Annotated in this window: 15 protein-coding genes; 2 read left to right on the top strand and 13 right to left on the bottom strand. The window is 55.0% G+C overall.

What is annotated here, in order from left to right; translation table 11 throughout:
- Positions 1–5: 5 nt before the first annotated feature.
- The 4 genes from menH to elaB form a co-directional block, all read right to left on the bottom strand.
- Positions 6–767 carry a 2-succinyl-6-hydroxy-2,4-cyclohexadiene-1-carboxylate synthase gene (menH, locus tag VSR74_RS14395; RefSeq protein WP_347795341.1) on the bottom strand — a complete coding sequence of 254 codons (762 nt, stop codon included), beginning with the start codon at positions 765–767 and terminating at the stop codon, positions 6–8.
- Entirely contained in the window at positions 764–2,434 is a 1,671-nt protein-coding gene (menD, locus tag VSR74_RS14390; protein WP_347795340.1) for a 2-succinyl-5-enolpyruvyl-6-hydroxy-3-cyclohexene-1-carboxylic-acid synthase, read from the bottom strand. Before menD ends, menH begins: the two co-directional genes overlap by 4 nt.
- Before the next feature lie 78 nt (positions 2,435–2,512).
- Entirely contained in the window at positions 2,513–3,805 is a 1,293-nt protein-coding gene (menF, locus tag VSR74_RS14385; RefSeq protein ID WP_347795339.1) for an isochorismate synthase MenF, read from the bottom strand.
- Positions 3,806–3,891: 86 nt separating this feature from the next.
- Positions 3,892–4,188 carry a stress response protein ElaB gene (gene elaB / locus VSR74_RS14380; protein ID WP_347795338.1) on the bottom strand — a complete coding sequence of 99 codons (297 nt, stop codon included), beginning with the start codon at positions 4,186–4,188 and terminating at the stop codon, positions 3,892–3,894.
- 151 nt (positions 4,189–4,339) lie between these two features.
- Here elaB and rbn point away from each other — a divergent pair, with 151 nt between their 5' ends.
- Positions 4,340–5,257 (top strand): ribonuclease BN, encoded by a 918-nt coding sequence (rbn, locus tag VSR74_RS14375; RefSeq protein ID WP_347795337.1) that lies wholly within the window; start codon positions 4,340–4,342, stop codon positions 5,255–5,257.
- Between the two features lie 30 nt (positions 5,258–5,287).
- Here the strand turns inward: rbn and VSR74_RS14370 are convergent, their stop codons facing one another.
- Positions 5,288–6,919 (bottom strand): vWA domain-containing protein, encoded by a 1,632-nt coding sequence (locus VSR74_RS14370; RefSeq protein ID WP_347795336.1) that lies wholly within the window; start codon positions 6,917–6,919, stop codon positions 5,288–5,290.
- Positions 6,920–7,204: 285 nt separating this feature from the next.
- On the opposite strand from VSR74_RS14370, the gene VSR74_RS14365 reads away from it, so the two are divergent.
- Positions 7,205–8,134 (top strand): M28 family peptidase, encoded by a 930-nt coding sequence (locus tag VSR74_RS14365; protein WP_347795335.1) that lies wholly within the window; start codon positions 7,205–7,207, stop codon positions 8,132–8,134.
- On the opposite strand, the gene VSR74_RS14360 is transcribed toward VSR74_RS14365, so the two are convergent.
- The 8 genes from VSR74_RS14360 to nuoI form a co-directional block, all read right to left on the bottom strand.
- The gene (locus VSR74_RS14360; protein ID WP_347795334.1) at positions 8,131–8,730 is read right to left on the bottom strand and encodes an HNH endonuclease family protein; all 600 of its coding nucleotides are present in this window, start codon (positions 8,728–8,730) and stop codon (positions 8,131–8,133) included. The two genes, VSR74_RS14365 and VSR74_RS14360, sit on opposite strands and share 4 nt — an antisense overlap.
- Positions 8,731–10,053, bottom strand: a complete 1,323-nt coding sequence (locus VSR74_RS14355; protein WP_347795333.1) for an AAA family ATPase — start codon at positions 10,051–10,053, stop codon at positions 8,731–8,733.
- A 150-nt stretch (positions 10,054–10,203) separates the two neighbouring features.
- Complete coding sequence (gene nuoN / locus VSR74_RS14350) at positions 10,204–11,661, bottom strand: NADH-quinone oxidoreductase subunit NuoN (RefSeq protein WP_347795332.1); 1,458 nt, start codon at positions 11,659–11,661, stop codon at positions 10,204–10,206.
- Positions 11,662–11,667: 6 nt separating this feature from the next.
- Positions 11,668–13,197 (bottom strand): NADH-quinone oxidoreductase subunit M, encoded by a 1,530-nt coding sequence (gene nuoM / locus VSR74_RS14345; protein ID WP_108473595.1) that lies wholly within the window; start codon positions 13,195–13,197, stop codon positions 11,668–11,670.
- 112 nt (positions 13,198–13,309) lie between these two features.
- Entirely contained in the window at positions 13,310–15,151 is a 1,842-nt protein-coding gene (gene nuoL / locus VSR74_RS14340) for an NADH-quinone oxidoreductase subunit L (RefSeq protein WP_347795331.1), read from the bottom strand.
- Positions 15,148–15,450, bottom strand: coding sequence for an NADH-quinone oxidoreductase subunit NuoK (gene nuoK / locus VSR74_RS14335; protein WP_003861496.1), 303 nt, complete (start codon positions 15,448–15,450; stop codon positions 15,148–15,150). The genes nuoL and nuoK overlap by 4 nt, the downstream gene beginning before the upstream one ends.
- Positions 15,447–16,001 (bottom strand): NADH-quinone oxidoreductase subunit J, encoded by a 555-nt coding sequence (gene nuoJ / locus VSR74_RS14330; protein WP_347795330.1) that lies wholly within the window; start codon positions 15,999–16,001, stop codon positions 15,447–15,449. The genes nuoK and nuoJ overlap by 4 nt, the downstream gene beginning before the upstream one ends.
- An 11-nt stretch (positions 16,002–16,012) precedes the next feature.
- Entirely contained in the window at positions 16,013–16,555 is a 543-nt protein-coding gene (nuoI, locus tag VSR74_RS14325) for an NADH-quinone oxidoreductase subunit NuoI (RefSeq protein ID WP_000172742.1), read from the bottom strand.
- Positions 16,556–16,558: the final 3 nt, after the last annotated feature.

The following is a 16,558-nucleotide window of genomic DNA, read 5'->3' as shown; positions in this document are numbered from 1 at the left end:
TATAGTCAGAGATGCACAATCTTCGCCAGACACGCCACCACGCCCTCGGGGTTTTCCCGATGCGCGTTGTGCCCGGCGTTACGAATTACATGGCGAGGCGCGGCAAGTTCATCGGCAATCGCCATAAACTTACTATCGCGTTCGCCGCAGAGATACCAGAATGGGAAATCACGATCGCGCAGGGCATCACGCAGATCGTCCTGCACGCTTAACGATGTTGCTAATAGCATAGCCGCCAGCGCGCTGCCGTCATTGTTTTGTCGTAGCGCCACCAGCGCGTCGCGCTGTGCAGGCGCCAGGCTGGCAAAGACCGGCTGCCGATACCAGGCGTCAAACACCTGGTTCAGCGGTTCACAGGCAAAACGCTGCGCCCAGCGATTGTCCGATTGCCAGCGCTGCGCGCGTTGTTCTGCGCTTTGCAGCCCCGGATGACCGCCCTCAACCACCACGCCCAGCAATCCTTGCCGCTGATGCTGGCAGGCAAACGTCATCGCAATCCGCCCGCCCAGCGAGTAGCCGATCAGCCAATAGTTAAGTATGTTGTAACTAACCAGCGTTTCGCGCAGCGCCGCGCAAACCTCGGTGAAATTATTCACCTGGCAGGTTGTGGAATCACCGTGTCCTGGCAGGTCGATATAGAGCCGCGAGGCATCAGGAAACGCCTCGCCCACCGTTTGCCACTCACGGCAATCGCCGGAGAAACCGTGCAGAAAAACCAGCCACGGTTGCTTCGGGTCGCCCGGTCGCGCAACGGCATTTAAAATCATAATTGGCTTACCTGCGCCAGCAGCCGTTGCAGGGTTTGTGCGCCATCCGTGTCGTTGACCACCAGTTCGATAACCGTGGTGGCGGGCTGACGCCAGGCTTTTTCCAGCGCCGTTTCCAGCGCGGCCCAGTCCTGCGGCTGATGGTAATTCAGGCCAAACATTTTCGCCGCATGTTCAAAATGAACGTTCTGCGGCATGGCGTAAAAGCGTTCACGCTCTTCCACCGGCGTCGGCAATAGCGAGAAGATCTGCCCGCCGTTGTTGTTCACCACAATAAGAACAAAGGGCGCGGAAACCTGTCTCAACAGCGCCAGGCCATTTAAGTCATACAGCGCCGAGAGATCGCCCACAATCGCCAGCATCGATTTGGCGCTGGCGCGCTGTACGCCCGCAGCCGTAGAGATCAGGCCATCAATCCCACTCGCACCGCGGTTGCTGTACACCGGATAACCCGCAGGAAGCTGGCTCAGCGCGTCAATCAGGCGCACCACCAGGCTGTTGCCGACAAAAAGCTGCCCCTGTTCAGGCAGATAATGGCGAATGCGGTGCGCCAGTTGCGCTTCGCCGAAAGTTTCGCTGACGGCCTGAACGCTGTCCCACGCCTGCTTAGCAAGACGCGGGATCGCCGTACACCACGGCGTGCGCTTTTCTGCCGGATGCAGTTCCAGCCAGCGGTCGATTTCGCATACCAGTCGACGACCGCGATGATGCGCCGGATCCAGTCGCCCGGTGAGATTATCCACCAGCCAGTATTCGTCCGGTTCGCAGGTCAGTTGCCACTGCAACAGACGCTTGCCCGTCAGGCTGCTACCAAGCTGCACAACAATTTGCGCCTGCGCCAGTTCGCTTACTGCCGCTGCATTACCGAGCCACAGGTCGGCACAGGGTAGCGGTTGGCCGGTTTGCGAAAGCACGTCGCCAATCAGCGGCCAGCCAAGCGTTTTCGCCCATTCAGCGACCTTTTTGCCCTCTTCGGCGCTCATTCGCCCGGCGACCACCACGCCACGCTTCTGACGCCAGAAGAACCAGTCGCGCTGTTTGTTGCTCTCGAGATGTAAAGACTCCCGCAGCCAGGGGGTATCCTCCTGCCACCAGCCACCCAGCGCCTGTTGCCACTCAACACCAGTGTCATCCATTTCGCCATACAGCGGTTCAGCGAACGGACAGTTGATGTGTACACCGCCCGCATGCAGCGAGCCGAGGGTATTGTCAATCGATGAGACCAGCCAGCGCGCAGGAATGTCCTGGCTCGGACGTGGCAAAGAGAGTGTGGCGGACGGATGCGTGGCGAACATCCCCGGCTGACGAATAGCCTGATTAGCGCCGCAGTCAATCAGTTCCGGCGGCCTGTCGGCGGTCAGCAGAATAATTTTTTCACCCGTCAGCCCGGCCTCAATCAGTGCCGGATAGAGATTTGCGACCGCCGTCCCTGAGGTAACGATGACCGCCACCGGCTGACGGCTGACCTTTGCCAGCCCCAGAGCCAGATGACCAAGCCCACGCTCATCAAAATGGGTGTGATGAATAAACGTCCGATTTTCAGCCGCCGCAAGAGTGAGCGGTGTCGAACGTGACCCCGGAGCGATGCAGATATGGCGCACGCCGTGACGGGTTAATGCTTCAAGGATCACCGCCGCCCAGCGTCGGTTGAAAGCGCTTACTGACATAAGTTTGTCCGGTATCAATATTGCGACTCAGTATAAATAATACGAAACAATGAGATTTTGATATGAGTCGTTAATGTTCTACTCAGAGAACAATAAAGAGCGCAGCCCTGCTGCTTTATTTTCGATTTCCTGCCACTCAGACTCCGCCTGAGACCCGGCGACAATCCCCGCGCCCGCGTATAAGCGCAGCGTGTTACCGCTGACTTTCGCCGAACGCAGCATGACGCAAAACTCGCTTTGTTGTCGGCTAAGATATCCCGCCGACCCCGCGTACCATTCCCGGGTGAAGGGTTCAAATGCGTCAATAAAATCGAACGCCTTATTACGCGGCAGCCCGGCAACCGCCGCCGTGGGTTGCAGTTGTTTCAGACAGCGCTCATCGTCCGCTTCCTTCAGCTTAGCCTGGATAACGCGACGTAAATGTTGAACTTTTCTCAGGCTGACCGTTTCGGCAGGCAGAATGTCCAGCGCGTCGACATATTCCTGTAGACGCTCACAGATATCGTCCACCACCAGCCTGTTTTCACGCTGATTTTTATCATCATGCATCAACCAGTCAGCAAAGTGCTGTGCCTGAACCGGATCGGGATGGCTGGCGACCGTCCCGGCCAGCGCTTCGGTTTCCAGTTCGAGGCCACGTCTGCGCCATAGTCTTTCCGGGGATGATCCGAAAAACGCCTGCTGCGCGTCAAACGCCATAAAGAAGTGGTAGCAATGTAAATTCACCCGGCGGCTGGCCGCCATCAACGCCCCGGCATCGGGCGGCGTGGCAAAGGTGAGATCGGTCGCGCGCGCCAGCACCACTTTATCAAATTCGCCGTCTGCAATAGCGCGCGTCGCCTGTTCGATAAGCCCACGCCAGCCTGCTTCTCCCGGGCGATGGATCTCGCTGATAAGCTCAAGCGCCAGCGCGTTGCATACCCCGTGTGGCGTCAACGTCGCAAGAAACGCCCGTGCCGCATGCGCATCATCTTTCAGAGAGGTTTCGCTCGACAGATTCACGCGGAGTGTGGCAACGCCGCCCTCACGCCGCCACTCCAGGCGAGGCAAAAAAAATGTGGTTTGCCTGAAATCAAAACTATTCAGACCGCAGATACGGATGTCATCCGCTGCGTGCCGGGACAAAAAGCGTTCGGCATCAGCGATAGAGAGGAATGAAACGGCGGTGCCCAGCGCGGCAATCTCCTGACAGCCGCTGCGCTGCTGCCACCAGAACTGCGGCCAGACGGGTTGAGCATTCAACCAGCAGAGCGGGTCAAACCCATCATTCAGGGGGAAAGAAACTTCGAAAATTCGCGTGCCGGGTGATGCGGGGAAATCGTCCGACAGAGAGTCAGCCAGACTCTTTAGCGCAACAGAAACGGATAGCACGCGAACCTCCCTATTCTAAAAACCGTACATTATACGGGGTACCGGCAGTAAAAAGCAGTACCCATGATTAGGGAGTGTGATTTATCTCAGCGACGGGTCAATAAAAGACCTAATACCAACCCCACAGCGGCACCTACGCCGATACCCTGCCACGGTTTTTCGTGAACATAGTCGTCAGCGCGATAGACCGCTTTTTTCGCCCGATAATAGTAGGTGTCGGAAGCGTGGCTAACGCGGGCTTTTACTTCATGAAGCGCATTTTCCGCGCGCGCTTTTAGCTCAACATATTTCTGGTCGGCAGGGTCGCCGGAGGAGCGAAGCACCTCTTCCAGGGTATCGCTAAGCAGAGTCAGGTCATCATCAATTCGTGATTCATTAACCATTGTTTATCTCCATGTTTGCTAAACCTGTCAGATAACTATAGTCAATGCTTACGGGGCTGGGGAATGGTTTATTCCGAATGGTGCAAATCTTGCCGCAGAATCATGATAGGCTCTTTAATCATTATGTATTGACCGCCAGGGGAGTGGCGTTATGCAACTGACTTTTTTGGGAACATCCGCTGGCGTACCGACCCGGACGCGCAACGTCACTGCCATTCTTCTGCATCATCAGCATCCAACGCAGCCCGGGATCTGGCTATTTGACTGCGGTGAAGGGACGCAGCATCAATTACTGGAAACAAGCTTCCATCCCGGGAAAATCGACCGTATCTTTATCACCCATCTGCATGGCGATCATCTGTTTGGCCTGCCGGGGCTGCTGTGCAGCCGTTCAATGGCGGGCAATATGAACCCGGTAACGCTTTACGGGCCGAAAGGGCTGCGCGAGTTTGTTGAAACCGCACTGCGCCTGAGCGGCTCATGGACTGATTATCCGATGGAAATCGTCGAAGTGAGCGCCGGTTTAGTGCTGGATGACGGCCTGCGCAAAGTCACCGCTTACCCGCTTAATCATCCGCTGGAGTGCTACGGCTTTCGTATTGAAGAGCATGACAAGCCCGGCGCGCTGGACGCAAAAGCGCTGATTGCTGCTGGCGTGAAGCCGGGGCCGCTGTTCCAGCATCTTAAAGAGGGAGAGAGCATCACGCTGGAAGATGGGCGCGTCATTAATGGCGGCGACTATCTCTCTCCCGCCACGCCGGGTAAAACGCTGGCCATTTTTGGCGACACCGCGCCGTGCGAGGGCGCGCTCGCGCTGGCGAACGGCGTCGATATGATGGTGCATGAAACTACCCTGGAAACGGCGATGGAAGAGAAAGCCAACAGCCGTGGGCACTCGTCCACGCGTCAGGCCGCAGAACTGGCGCGCGATGCAGGCGTTGGGCGTTTGATTATCACCCATGTAAGCTCACGCTATGATGCGGAAGGTTGTCGACGCATGCTGGCCGAGTGCCGGGAAATTTTCCCGGCAAGTGAGATGGCGGAAGATTTTACCGTCATCACGCTGTAATCATGACGGGGGCGCAACCGCCCCCATCGTTTAGCGCGACAGCCCTGCGGCGAGATCCACCAGCCGGATAAACTCCGCCCGATAACCTTTTTCATCCGTGCCTTTAGCCCGCTCCGCCCAGCCGGCAATCTGCTGCCAGGACGTTTTCGCCAGTTCATCTGAACCGCGCAATTTTTGCCCATAAGCCGCCACGGCTGAGAGAAAACGCATATCCGTGGACGCCATTTCAAAGCTGTTTTGTAACGACGTCGCCATCACCGGCTGGCTCATTAGACGGCTGGTTTCCCCCTGTGGCGCTTTGTAGCGCAGCTTCACCCACAGCAGTTCATTCTCTTTGCCGCTGGCGGGCTTTGCCGCTTCTTTGGCATAACGCAGCGCATCAACCGAGCCTTTTTGCCCGGCGAGGGTGAGTTCAAACAGCACCGTGACGTGTTTACCCGCGCCGATATCGCCAGCATCGACCGCATCGTTATTAAAATCTTCATCGCGCAACTGACGCTTTTCATAACCAATCTGGCGATATTCAACCACCTGCGCCGGGTTGAACTCGATTTGCGCTTTGACGTCTTTGGCGACCGTGACCAGCGTTTGTTGCATCTCCTGGCCCAGCACCTTTTGCGCTTCGGAGAGCGAGTCGAGATAGCTGTAATTACCGTTGCCCACGTCGGCAATTTTCACCATCATTGCGTCATTGACGTTGTCATCACCCACACCAAGCGTGGAGAGCGTAATACCCGTGTCGCGCGCTTTTTTCACCAGCGCTTCAATGGCTTTCGGGTCGTCTATACCGACGTTAAAATCACCGTCCGTCGCCAGCAAAATGCGGTTAACACCGCCTTTGATAAAACCTTTTTGCGCCTGTTCATAGGCCATTATCAGCCCGGCCCCGCCGTTAGTGCTGCCGTCAGCGCTGAGATCGTTAAGTGCATGAATAATGGTTTGCTTCTCTGCCCCGGAGGTCGCTGGCAGCAAGACTTCTGAAGAGCCGGCATAGGTGACAATAGAGACGCGATCCTGCGGACGCAGGTCATTGACCATCATTTTGAGCGCCGATTGAATAAGCGGCAGACGTCCATCCCTTGCCATCGAACCGGAGGTATCAATCAAGAAAACCAGATTAGCGGCTGGACGCTCGCTGCTGGCAATATCTTTTGCCGAGATATCCAGGCGTAATAGGGTGTGTTGTTCATTCCACGGTGCGGGAGTGAGTTCGTACTGGACGGTGAAAGGATGAGAAACAGGTTCGCAGCCGGAGGAAATTTCAATATGAACGCCGCGCTCTGCGGATTTCTGTACCTCCTGCCCCCCAAAAGCAGTTTTATCATTCGGGCGTTTGCTCAAGGGAAAATAATTCAGCATCTCTTCAACCCGTACCGCATCCGGGTTGGGTAGTTGCCCCTGGTTTAGAAAACGACGCACATTCGCATAGCTGGCCGTATCGACATCGAGACTAAACGTCGCCAACGGAGATTGTGCGACCTGTTTTACCGGGTTGTCGTCGTAATGGGTGTAGCGGGAAGTATCAGACTGAGGAGAAGCGCGGGACACTGACCCCATCATGGCATAACCTGACATCGAACCCGATGTATAAGCGGGCCCATGAGAACAACCGCTGAGGGTTAAACTACATATTGATATTATTAATAGTTTATTCTTGCACATATAAAATCCTTTTTAAAACAAAACAATTCTTAAATCACAAAATATACCCAACATTACGCCATATACAGTTAATTATCTCCCAGTCTCTGCATTACGGATTATTCCCAGAGAGGATAAAAACCATGAATAACAAATACCATCACATTCACTTAGTTAATATTAAAATAACATTTCACAACATCTTTTAAAGAGATAAGATTCAGCTTTAAATAAAATACAACCGCATTCAAAAAGATGAGAAAAGCACGCTGGCTGCAGATAATATTTATATCGATAGTGATATTGATGAGTTTTATATTTGTTGTTTATCAGCCATGGGTTTCTCCACTGCCCAGCCCTACACAACATGCCAGCCCTGCCAGACTGGAAAAAGATGTTCGGTACCTGTCGGAGACGCTTTATCCACGCAGCTTTGATCACACTGAACATCTCAGTGCCGCGGCAACATATATTCGCGAAACATTCCAGCGTAGCGGCGCATCGGTAAGCGAGCAGGCCGTTCCGATTGTCGGCGGCCCGTACAAAAACATCATCGCCCGTTATGGCCCACAGCAAGGGCCTCGCATTGTCATCGGCGCTCACTATGATTCCGCGGTCGCGATGGAAGGCGAGAAAATACGCTGGACGCCCGGCGCTGATGACAACGCCAGCGGCGTTGCCGGGTTACTGGAACTGGCGCGCCTGCTTGGGCAGCAGTCTCCCACGATGAGTGTAGATCTGGTTGCTTACGCCTCGGAAGAACCGCCCTTCTTTCGTAGTGATGAAATGGGGAGTGCCGTACATGCCGCGTCTCTCACGCACCCGGTGAAACTGATGGTGGCGCTGGAGATGATTGGTTATTACGACAACGCCCCCGACAGCCAACGCTATCCCCTCGCTGGGCTGAACTGGCTGTACCCTACTCGCGGCAATTTCATCGCCGTTGTCGGTAGAATCCAGGATATTAGCGCCGTGCGTCAGGTAAAGGCCGGTTTATTATCAGTTAAAACATTACCCGTATATTCCATCAACGCTCCGTCGTTTGTTCCCGGAATTGACTTTTCGGATCATCTTAATTACTGGCAGCGGGATATACCGGCAGTGATGATTACCGACACGGCGTTTTTCCGAAATACCGAGTACCATCTGAAAGGCGATACTGCGAACAGGCTGGATTATGAGCGGATGGCGCAGGTGGTGGATGGAGTCCTGGCCTTCTTGACTCATCAGTATTAAGCATCGTTTAAAAAGTAGCGATACCTAAAATCATCAATAAATTCTACACTCGCATCACGATGTCGGTAATAGCGTAATTCCCTTTTACGGCTGATTTTACGCACATCTAAATTCAGACCATATGTCGCGATGGTGACATCAGCGCGATGCTGGTTTTCAGATGCGACCAACGGGTTAGGCTCCAGGCCCCCCGTAATATAGTTCACTATAAAGTAATCATCAAAAACGTAGCCAGGCTGGTCGCCAACTAATAATGCTGCATCATAGCCGTCTCTCTTTTGCGCCTGGCAGGTGTCACAACACGGATAGAGATTCTCCCATTGATAAGCTAGCCGATAAAATTGCTTACGGGACTTAGGTTTAAAATGTTCGAGCGTCATTCGACTTTCAGCCCCTAAGCTTCCTCCATCACAAAAGGCGCAATGCCCTTGCGTCATCTCGTAAAGTTTCTGTTTGGTTGTCGGATAACGAAATTCAGAAAACCATTTGAATCGATAGCGTTGATTTCGTCGCTTTCGCGTTTCGTAATGACGTCCCAGGCGTTCCCAGCAATCGGTAAGATAAGCCGGGCATTGGCTGCGGTGAAATGCGTACATTTAATCTCCCGTATATTTTGCCAATAGCCGTTGCATCTGGCGCAGTTCCATCGTGACCAGGGCATTAAGTTCTTCTCCTTTAGCCTGTAAAAGCGCGGCCAGTTGCATAACTGCATCTTCATTATCCTTATCAACGATATGCTTTCGTAAAGCTCGTTTAAATTCAGCGAGTTGGCATTCGGTTTCTACATCAAACTCTTCATTGATATCAAACACTTCAGACAGGATAAGTTGATAACTTTTCCCCGCAGATGAACTCATCGCGGTAATTGATTCCATAGACCCCGAATCCTTACACAGATCGTAGCGTTGCTCTGGTAGTCGATACACCCAGGCACCTTCTACCGATCCCACCACAAACGGAGAGTGCGTTGAGACAAAAACCTGCGCGTTAGGTAAGAGCGTCTGAATCGCCGGTAAAATGCGACGTTGCCAGCCAGGGTGAAGATGGATATCGACTTCATCGAGAAAGAGAATAATAGGTTGCGAAAAAATATCGCGCGGCACACGCCACGGAACGGATTCAAGACGCAATGCTAAATCCGCAATCCAGGAGATAATGGACTTCAGGCCATCGGGTAGTACATCATATTCAATGCTCTCCCCTTCGAGTTCAACTTTTACGCCAAGCGGCGATCGCTCTAAACGAAATGATATCGTCAGCCCCGATACATTTTTCACAAAACGGCAAATTCTTAATAAGGATTCGTCGTAAATTTCAGCCTCACTTTCTGCTGACTCCAGGCGCGCCAGCGCAGCCTTGGTTCGGTTATTGGCAATCCAGTTTGCCAGTACAGCAGGCCTGACCGTTGCATCGAAAGATAAAGCATCTTCAAATGGGGAAATAGCGAGCTCTTCAATCTTTGACGTATGCAGTTTCTCTCTGTTCGAACGCTGCCCTGAATAAGCAAAAGCGGCGAAATCCACGCATCCCTCTACCGGCCAATGTTCGCTCCGGGAAAGGATCCTGTAAGACGTAAGCAGGCTTTGTTCGTCACCAGCCATCGCTGTTTTTCGCGTAGCACGTTCGTTCCCGGCAGAGATAACAGCACGCTCTTCACAGAAACGACACGCAACGGATGCCTTACGGCTGCGGAATCGCTGATGAAGAGGTGAAAGATTCGGTGACCCGTGACTAAAAATGCCAGCAAGCGCATACAGCATGGTGCTTTTGCCGCATCCATTTGGCCCGGTAAAAATATGAATTTCCGCTTTTTTCGCTTCGTGCCCGGTACGACGCTTCCCGGGAAATTCAATATGGGTGTGCTCGAAAACGCCGGTGTCCCTAAGCGTTACACTCTCAATTCGGTATCGTTGTTCCATTGTTCAGTCCCTGAATCACTCTCCATGAATACATACTACACTCACCGTCACATCTGTAATCATCATGCGCTCTTTTCTGCGTAATCCCTCGCAGTTCCATGCATAAAAAAACCGCCGAAATCGGCGGTTTTTTCACATCAGCACTCAGCCTTACATCAGCGGCATCGCCATCTGCACCAGGTCGATCAGCGGCTGCGGCCAGACGCCCAGCACCAGTACCAGCAGTGCGGAAACCAGCACCACGATACCGCCCGCGCTGTACTGCCAGTTCGACGGCGCATCGCGGTTCAGTTGCTCCGGCGCGCTCAGATACAGGCTTACCGCCACACGCAGGTAGTAGTAGAGGCCGATTGCCGAACCAACGACCACGGCGCCGACCAGCCACCACAGGTGAGTCTGCACACCGACGGCCAGCACGTAGAACTTACCGATAAAGCCCAGCGTCATCGGGATACCCGCCAGCGACAGCATCATCACCGTCATCACCGCAGAGAGGATCGGGCGATGCCAGAACAGGCCACGGTAGGAGAAGAGAGATTCCGCGTCCGGGCCACGATACGGGCTGGACATCAGGCTCACTACGCCAAACGCGCCGAGGCTGCTGAACAGATAACCGGCCAGATAGACGCCCACCGCTTCCATCGACATTTCGCCGCTTTGCAGCGCGATCAGCGCCACCAGCAGATAACCGAGGTGAGAGATAGACGAGTAGCCGAGCAGACGTTTGATGTTGGTCTGACTCAGGGCCATCAGGTTACCAAAGATGATGGAGGCAAAGGCAATCAGGCCCAGCACCACGCGTACCGCTTCGCTGTCGCCTACTGGCGCGTAGAGGAACAGGCGCATCACCACACCGAAGATAGCGATTTTGCTCGCCGTCGCCAGGAAGGTGGAAACCGGGGCTGGCGCGCCCTGGTAGACGTCTGGCGTCCACAGGTGGAACGGCACCAGCGAGAGTTTAAAGCCAAGGCCAACAATCATCATGCCCAGACCCGCCAGCAGCAGCGGTTCATGCAGCATGTTGTCCGCCAGGCTCTTACCGAGCGCGACGAACGACAGGTTGCCGGAGTTGGCGTAAACCAGCGCCATACCGAACAGCAGGAAAGACGATGCTGCGGCAGACAATATGGTGTACTTGATACTCGCTTCCAGCGAACGTTTCTGACGGAAAGCGTAGCCAATCAAACCGAACAGCGGCAGCGAGATCAGTTCAATACCCAGGAACAGCGCCGCCAGGTGATTGGCGTTCGCCAGCAGAATGCCACCCAACGCGGCAATCAGCACCAGCAGGTAGAACTCTTCTTTGTTGTCCGGATAGCCTTCCAGCCATGGGTAAGCAAACGTACAGGTCGCGAGGCTCGCCAGCAGCACCATACCGGTGTAGAGCATGGCGTAGCCGTCGACGCGCATCAGCGGCGTCACATCCATGGCGCCCGCCTGGCCGACAAACCAGAGCGAAACCAGCGCCGCGTTAAGCCCGATAACCGCAAGCGTGGCGTTGAGGAAGTGATTGCGTCGCCACGCAATGGAGAGCATCACAACCACCACCGTCAAGCCGACGATCAGCAGCGGTAACAGCGCGATCAGTTGTTGTGGAGTTATTGTCATGGCGAATTACGGCCTTGTAGTTGAAACAGAATTAACAAACCACTGCTGAATGTTGCCCATCGCAGAGTGTGACGTGTCCAGAATCGGCTGAGGATAGAAGCCCAGCAGAACCAGCAGCACGACCAGCAGAAGAATGATGAACAGTTCACGCAGCGACATCCCTGGCAGCTCTTTGGCCGCGATTTCACTCTTCGCTTTACCGAAGTAAGCGCGGTGCAGCATCGCCAGCGAGTAAACGGAAGCGAAGACCAGACCGAATGTCGAAATGACGGTGATCAGCGGCACCACATGGAAGCTGCCGAACAGGATCATAAATTCACCGACGAAGTTCCCGGTGCCCGGCATACCCAGCGTCGCCACAGCGAAGAACAGGGAGCAGGCTGGCAGCCACTTAATTTTGCTCCACAGGCCGCCCATCATACGCATGTCGCGCGTATGCAGACGCTCGTAAAGCTGGCCGCACAGGATGAAGAGACCCGCTGCCGACAGACCGTGAGCAATCATCTGAATCACTGCGCCCTGGTATGCAAGCTGGCTGCCGGTGTAGATAGCAATCAGCACGAAGCCCATGTGGGAAACGGAGGTGTACGCAATCAGACGCTTGATATCGTATTGAGTGAAAGCCATCCACGCGCCGTAGAAGATACCAATCACGCCCAGCCACATGGCGATTGGCGCAAACTCGGCAGAGGCGTTCGGGAACAGCGGCAGCGAGAAACGCAGCAAACCATAGGCCGCGGTTTTCAGCAAAATCCCTGCCAGGTCAACGGAACCTGCGGTCGGCGCCTGGGAGTGCGCATCCGGCAGCCAGCCGTGCAGCGGCACCACCGGCATTTTCACCGCGAAGGCGATGAAGAAGCCCAGCATCAGCAGGTATTCCACGCCGTGGGACATCGGGGTTTTCAGCAGGTCTTCGTAGTTGAATGTCCAGACACCGGTCGCATTATGGTGAACAAACACCAGCGCCAGAATGGCAATCAACATCACCAGACCACTCGCCTGGGTATAGATGAAGAATTTGGTCGCCGCCGTGATACGCGTTTTACCGTCGGACGCCTTATGGCCCCACAGTGCGATCAGGAAGTACATCGGTACCAGCATCATCTCCCAGAAGAAGAAGAACAGGAACATGTCGATGGCGAGGAACACGCCAATCACGCCGCCCAGGATCCACATCAGGTTGAGGTGGAAGAAGCCCTGATATTTCTGAATTTCATTCCACGAGCAGAGTACCGCCAGCACACCCAGCAGGCCGGTCAGCACCACCATCAGCAGCGACAGTCCGTCGATGGCCAGATGGATGGTAATACCGAAGCGTGGGATCCACGGCAGGATAAATTCAGACTGCCACTGCGGCAGACCGGTGGATTGCGTCAGTGAGTAACCGCCTTGCAGCCACAGTTGCAGGCCAAGCGCGAGCGTCAATCCCATGGTAATCAGCGCGATCCAGCGCGGCATCTTCACGCCAAAGCGTTCAGTCTGCCAGCACAGGAAGCCGCCGATAAAGGGAATCAGTATTAGCCAGGGTAATAACATGGCGATCTATATTCCTTGTTAAAGTCCTCTACAGGACCTGATTTTCACTTCTGATTGTCGGTGGAGGTCGGATAAGCGCAGCCGCCATCCGACACTCACATAACAATCAAACTCAACGCAGTACCATCAGCAGCGCCAGCACAACCACTGCGCCGATGCTCATGGAGGCCACATACCAGCGCAGATAACCGTTCTCGCTCAACACCAGCCCTTTGCCCGCAAAGCGAGAAAGGATTGCCGGAATGTTCATCATCGCGTTCATCGGGTCTCGCTTGAGCAGCCACGCAATCCCCAGGAACGGTTTAACGAACACTTTGTCATAGAGCCAGTCGAAGCCCCAGGCGTTGTACCACCAGGTGCCCAGCAGACGGCCAGGGCCGCTGTTGGCAATCGACGTCACCAGAGTACGTTTGCCCAGCCACAGCCATGCGGCAATCAGGATGCCCGCAATCGCCACCACGCCGGAGGTGATTTCCAGGGTCATCACCGCGCCATGCTCAAGCTCGGTGGTATCCGGCAGCACACCCTGCAGCGGCGGAACAATCAGCGCGCCAACAAAGGTGGAGAGGATCATCAGCACAATCAACGGCAGGTGGTGGGTGATCCCCTTCCCTGCGTGAGCGTGAATTTGTTCTTTTCCGTGGAAGACAATGAAAATCATACGGAAAGTGTACAGCGAGGTCATGAACGCACCGACCAGGCCCGCCACCATCAGGTTGACATGACCGTTCGCCATCGCACCCGCCAGAATCTCATCCTTACTAAAGAAGCCTGCGGTGATCAGCGGCAGCGCGGAGAGCGCGGCACCACCAATCAGGAAGCAGGCGTACACCAGCGGAATGGATTTACGCAGGCCGCCCATCTTAAAGATGTTCTGTTCGTGGTGGCAGGCCAGGATAACCGAGCCGGACGCCAGGAACAGCAGCGCTTTAAAGAAGGCGTGGGTCATCAGGTGGAAAATCGCCGCATCCCACGCCTGAACGCCCAGCGCCAGGAACATGTAGCCAATCTGGCTCATGGTGGAGTAGGCGAGTACGCGTTTGATGTCGGTTTGCACCAGCGCGGCAAAACCTGCCAGCACCAGCGTGACCGCACCCACGATACCCACCAGATGCAGAATTTCCGGGGTCATCAGGAACAGACCGTGGGTACGGGCAATCAGGTAGACACCGGCAGTCACCATCGTTGCGGCGTGGATCAGCGCGGAGACAGGCGTCGGGCCCGCCATCGCATCGGCAAGCCATGTCTGCAACGGCAACTGTGCCGATTTACCGACCGCGCCACCCAGCAGCATCAGCGTCGCCCAGGTGAGCATGTTATTGCCCGCCTCGAAGTGCGCCGGCGCCAGTTCCACCATTTCGCGGAAGTTCAGGGTGCCCAGTTCGTTGTAGAGAATAAACAGTGCGAAGGCGAGGAAGACGTCACCCACGCGGGTCACGACAAACGCTTTCATCGCCGCTGCGCCATTCTTCGGATCGGTGTAGTAGAAACCGATCAGCAGATAGGAGCACAGGCCCACGCCTTCCCAGCCGAGGTACATCAGCAGCAGGTTATCGGCCAGCACCAGAACCACCATGCTGGCAATAAACAGGTTGGTGTAGGCGAAGAAGCGGGAGTAACCCTCTTCACCGCGCATGTACCAGGAGGCGAACATGTGGATCAGGAAGCCAACGCCGGTCACTACCGAGAGCATGGTCAGCGACAGGCCGTCCAGCACGAGGTTGAAACCGATATTGAAATCGCCCACTGACATCCATGTCCACAGCGGAACGCTGAGCACCTGTTTGCCGTTGTTAAAGAAATCAACGCCGACAATCGCAGTCACCAGCGCAGCGAGGCCAATTGAGCCCACGCCCACGGTAGCCGAGAGATTCTCCGACCAGCGGCCACGGGAGAAGGCCAGCAGAACAAAGCCAATCAATGGCAAAATAATGGTTAAGGCAAGCATATTCATCCGCGCAACTCACTTACTGAATCGATGTTCAGGTTCTGGCGGCGACGATGGAGCTGCAGCAGCAGCGCCAGGCCAATACTCGCTTCCGCAGCCGCAAGGCTGATGGCGAGGATATACATCACCTGACCATCGGTCTGGCCCCAGTAGCTCCCGGCGACCACAAAGGCCAGCGCCGAGGCGTTAATCATGATTTCCAGCCCAATCAGCATAAACAGCAGGTTGCGGCGGATAACCAGACCGGTCAGACCGAGAACGAAGAGGATCGCGGCGAGGATCAGTCCATGTGTTAAGGGGATCATGCGTGCTCCTCCGGTTTTCTTTTCGCGCTGTCGTTCGGACGGTTGCTGATAAGCTCGCCCGGACGGTCTTCACGGCCAATGTGGAAGGCAACAACCAGGCCCGCCAGCAGCAGCATGGAGGCCAGTTCAACCGCCAGAACGTACGGGCCAAACAGCGCGATACCAACTTCTTTCGCGCTGATTGGGTTGCCATCGATGCCCTGGTCATTGACGCCCAGGATGGCGTACACCATTACCGCCAGCAGAACAGCGGAAAGAATGGCCGGGCCAATCCAGATTTGCGGCTTCAGCCACTCGCGTTCCTGGGCAATCTCTGCCCCACCGAGGTTCAGCATCATCACCACAAACACGAACAACACCATGATGGCTCCGGCGTAAACGATGATCTCCAGCGCCCCGGCGAAGTACGCGCCCAGCGAGAAGAACACACCCGCAATCGCCAGCAGCGAAATAATCAGGTACAGCAAGGCGTGTACCGGATTAGTGTGCGTAATAACCCGCAACGTCGCGAGGATGGCGATAAGGCCACAGATATAAAAAGCGAATTCCATTGCCCCTCTCCTTAAGGTAACAGGCTCTTGACGTCGATAGGCTTGGCTTCGTTCTCTGCTTCGCCTTTATCTTTGCCGTCGATTGCCATACCCGCCATCCGGTAGAAGTTATATTCCGGGTATTTGCCCGGGCCGGAAATCAGCAGATCCTCTTTCTCGTATACCAGATCCTGACGTTTGTATTCGCCCAGTTCGAAGTCCGGGGTTAACTGAATCGCCGTGGTCGGGCACGCTTCTTCGCACAGGCCGCAAAAAATACAGCGTGAGAAGTTGATGCGGAAAAACTCCGGATACCAGCGGCCATCTTTGGTTTCTGCTTTCTGCAGTGAGATACAGCCTACCGGGCAGGCTACCGCACACAGGTTACAGGCCACACAGCGCTCTTCGCCGTCCGGGTCGCGCGTCAGCACGATACGGCCACGATAGCGCGGCGGCAGATAAACCGGCTCTTCCGGGTACATTTGCGTTTCGCGTTTGGCGAACGCATGCAGGCCGATCATCCAGATACTGCGTACCTGGGTGCCGAAACCTACCAATAATTCTTTTAAGGTCATGGT

Origin of the sequence: Pseudocitrobacter cyperus (assembly GCF_039889165.1) — a bacterium.
Lineage (GTDB): Bacteria > Pseudomonadota > Gammaproteobacteria > Enterobacterales > Enterobacteriaceae > Pseudocitrobacter > Pseudocitrobacter cyperus.
Note: the sequence above shows the minus strand (reverse complement) of the source record. Positions and strands in the feature narration are given on the sequence as shown.

Coding starts and splice junctions, on each gene's coding strand:
- nuoJ (WP_347795330.1), bottom strand. CDS start 16,001: ATGGAATTCGCTTTTTATATCTGTGGCCTTATCGCCATCCTCGCGACG.
- nuoN (WP_347795332.1), bottom strand. CDS start 11,661: ATGACAATAACTCCACAACAACTGATCGCGCTGTTACCGCTGCTGATC.
- VSR74_RS14360 (WP_347795334.1), bottom strand. CDS start 8,730: ATGTACGCATTTCACCGCAGCCAATGCCCGGCTTATCTTACCGATTGC.
- rbn (WP_347795337.1), top strand. CDS start 4,340: ATGCAACTGACTTTTTTGGGAACATCCGCTGGCGTACCGACCCGGACG.
- menD (WP_347795340.1), bottom strand. CDS start 2,434: ATGTCAGTAAGCGCTTTCAACCGACGCTGGGCGGCGGTGATCCTTGAA.
- nuoK (WP_003861496.1), bottom strand. CDS start 15,450: ATGATCCCCTTAACACATGGACTGATCCTCGCCGCGATCCTCTTCGTT.
- nuoI (WP_000172742.1), bottom strand. CDS start 16,555: ATGACCTTAAAAGAATTATTGGTAGGTTTCGGCACCCAGGTACGCAGT.
- VSR74_RS14370 (WP_347795336.1), bottom strand. CDS start 6,919: ATGTGCAAGAATAAACTATTAATAATATCAATATGTAGTTTAACCCTC.
- nuoL (WP_347795331.1), bottom strand. CDS start 15,151: ATGAATATGCTTGCCTTAACCATTATTTTGCCATTGATTGGCTTTGTT.
- VSR74_RS14355 (WP_347795333.1), bottom strand. CDS start 10,053: ATGGAACAACGATACCGAATTGAGAGTGTAACGCTTAGGGACACCGGC.
- nuoM (WP_108473595.1), bottom strand. CDS start 13,197: ATGTTATTACCCTGGCTAATACTGATTCCCTTTATCGGCGGCTTCCTG.
- elaB (WP_347795338.1), bottom strand. CDS start 4,188: ATGGTTAATGAATCACGAATTGATGATGACCTGACTCTGCTTAGCGAT.
- menH (WP_347795341.1), bottom strand. CDS start 767: ATGATTTTAAATGCCGTTGCGCGACCGGGCGACCCGAAGCAACCGTGG.
- VSR74_RS14365 (WP_347795335.1), top strand. CDS start 7,205: ATGAGTTTTATATTTGTTGTTTATCAGCCATGGGTTTCTCCACTGCCC.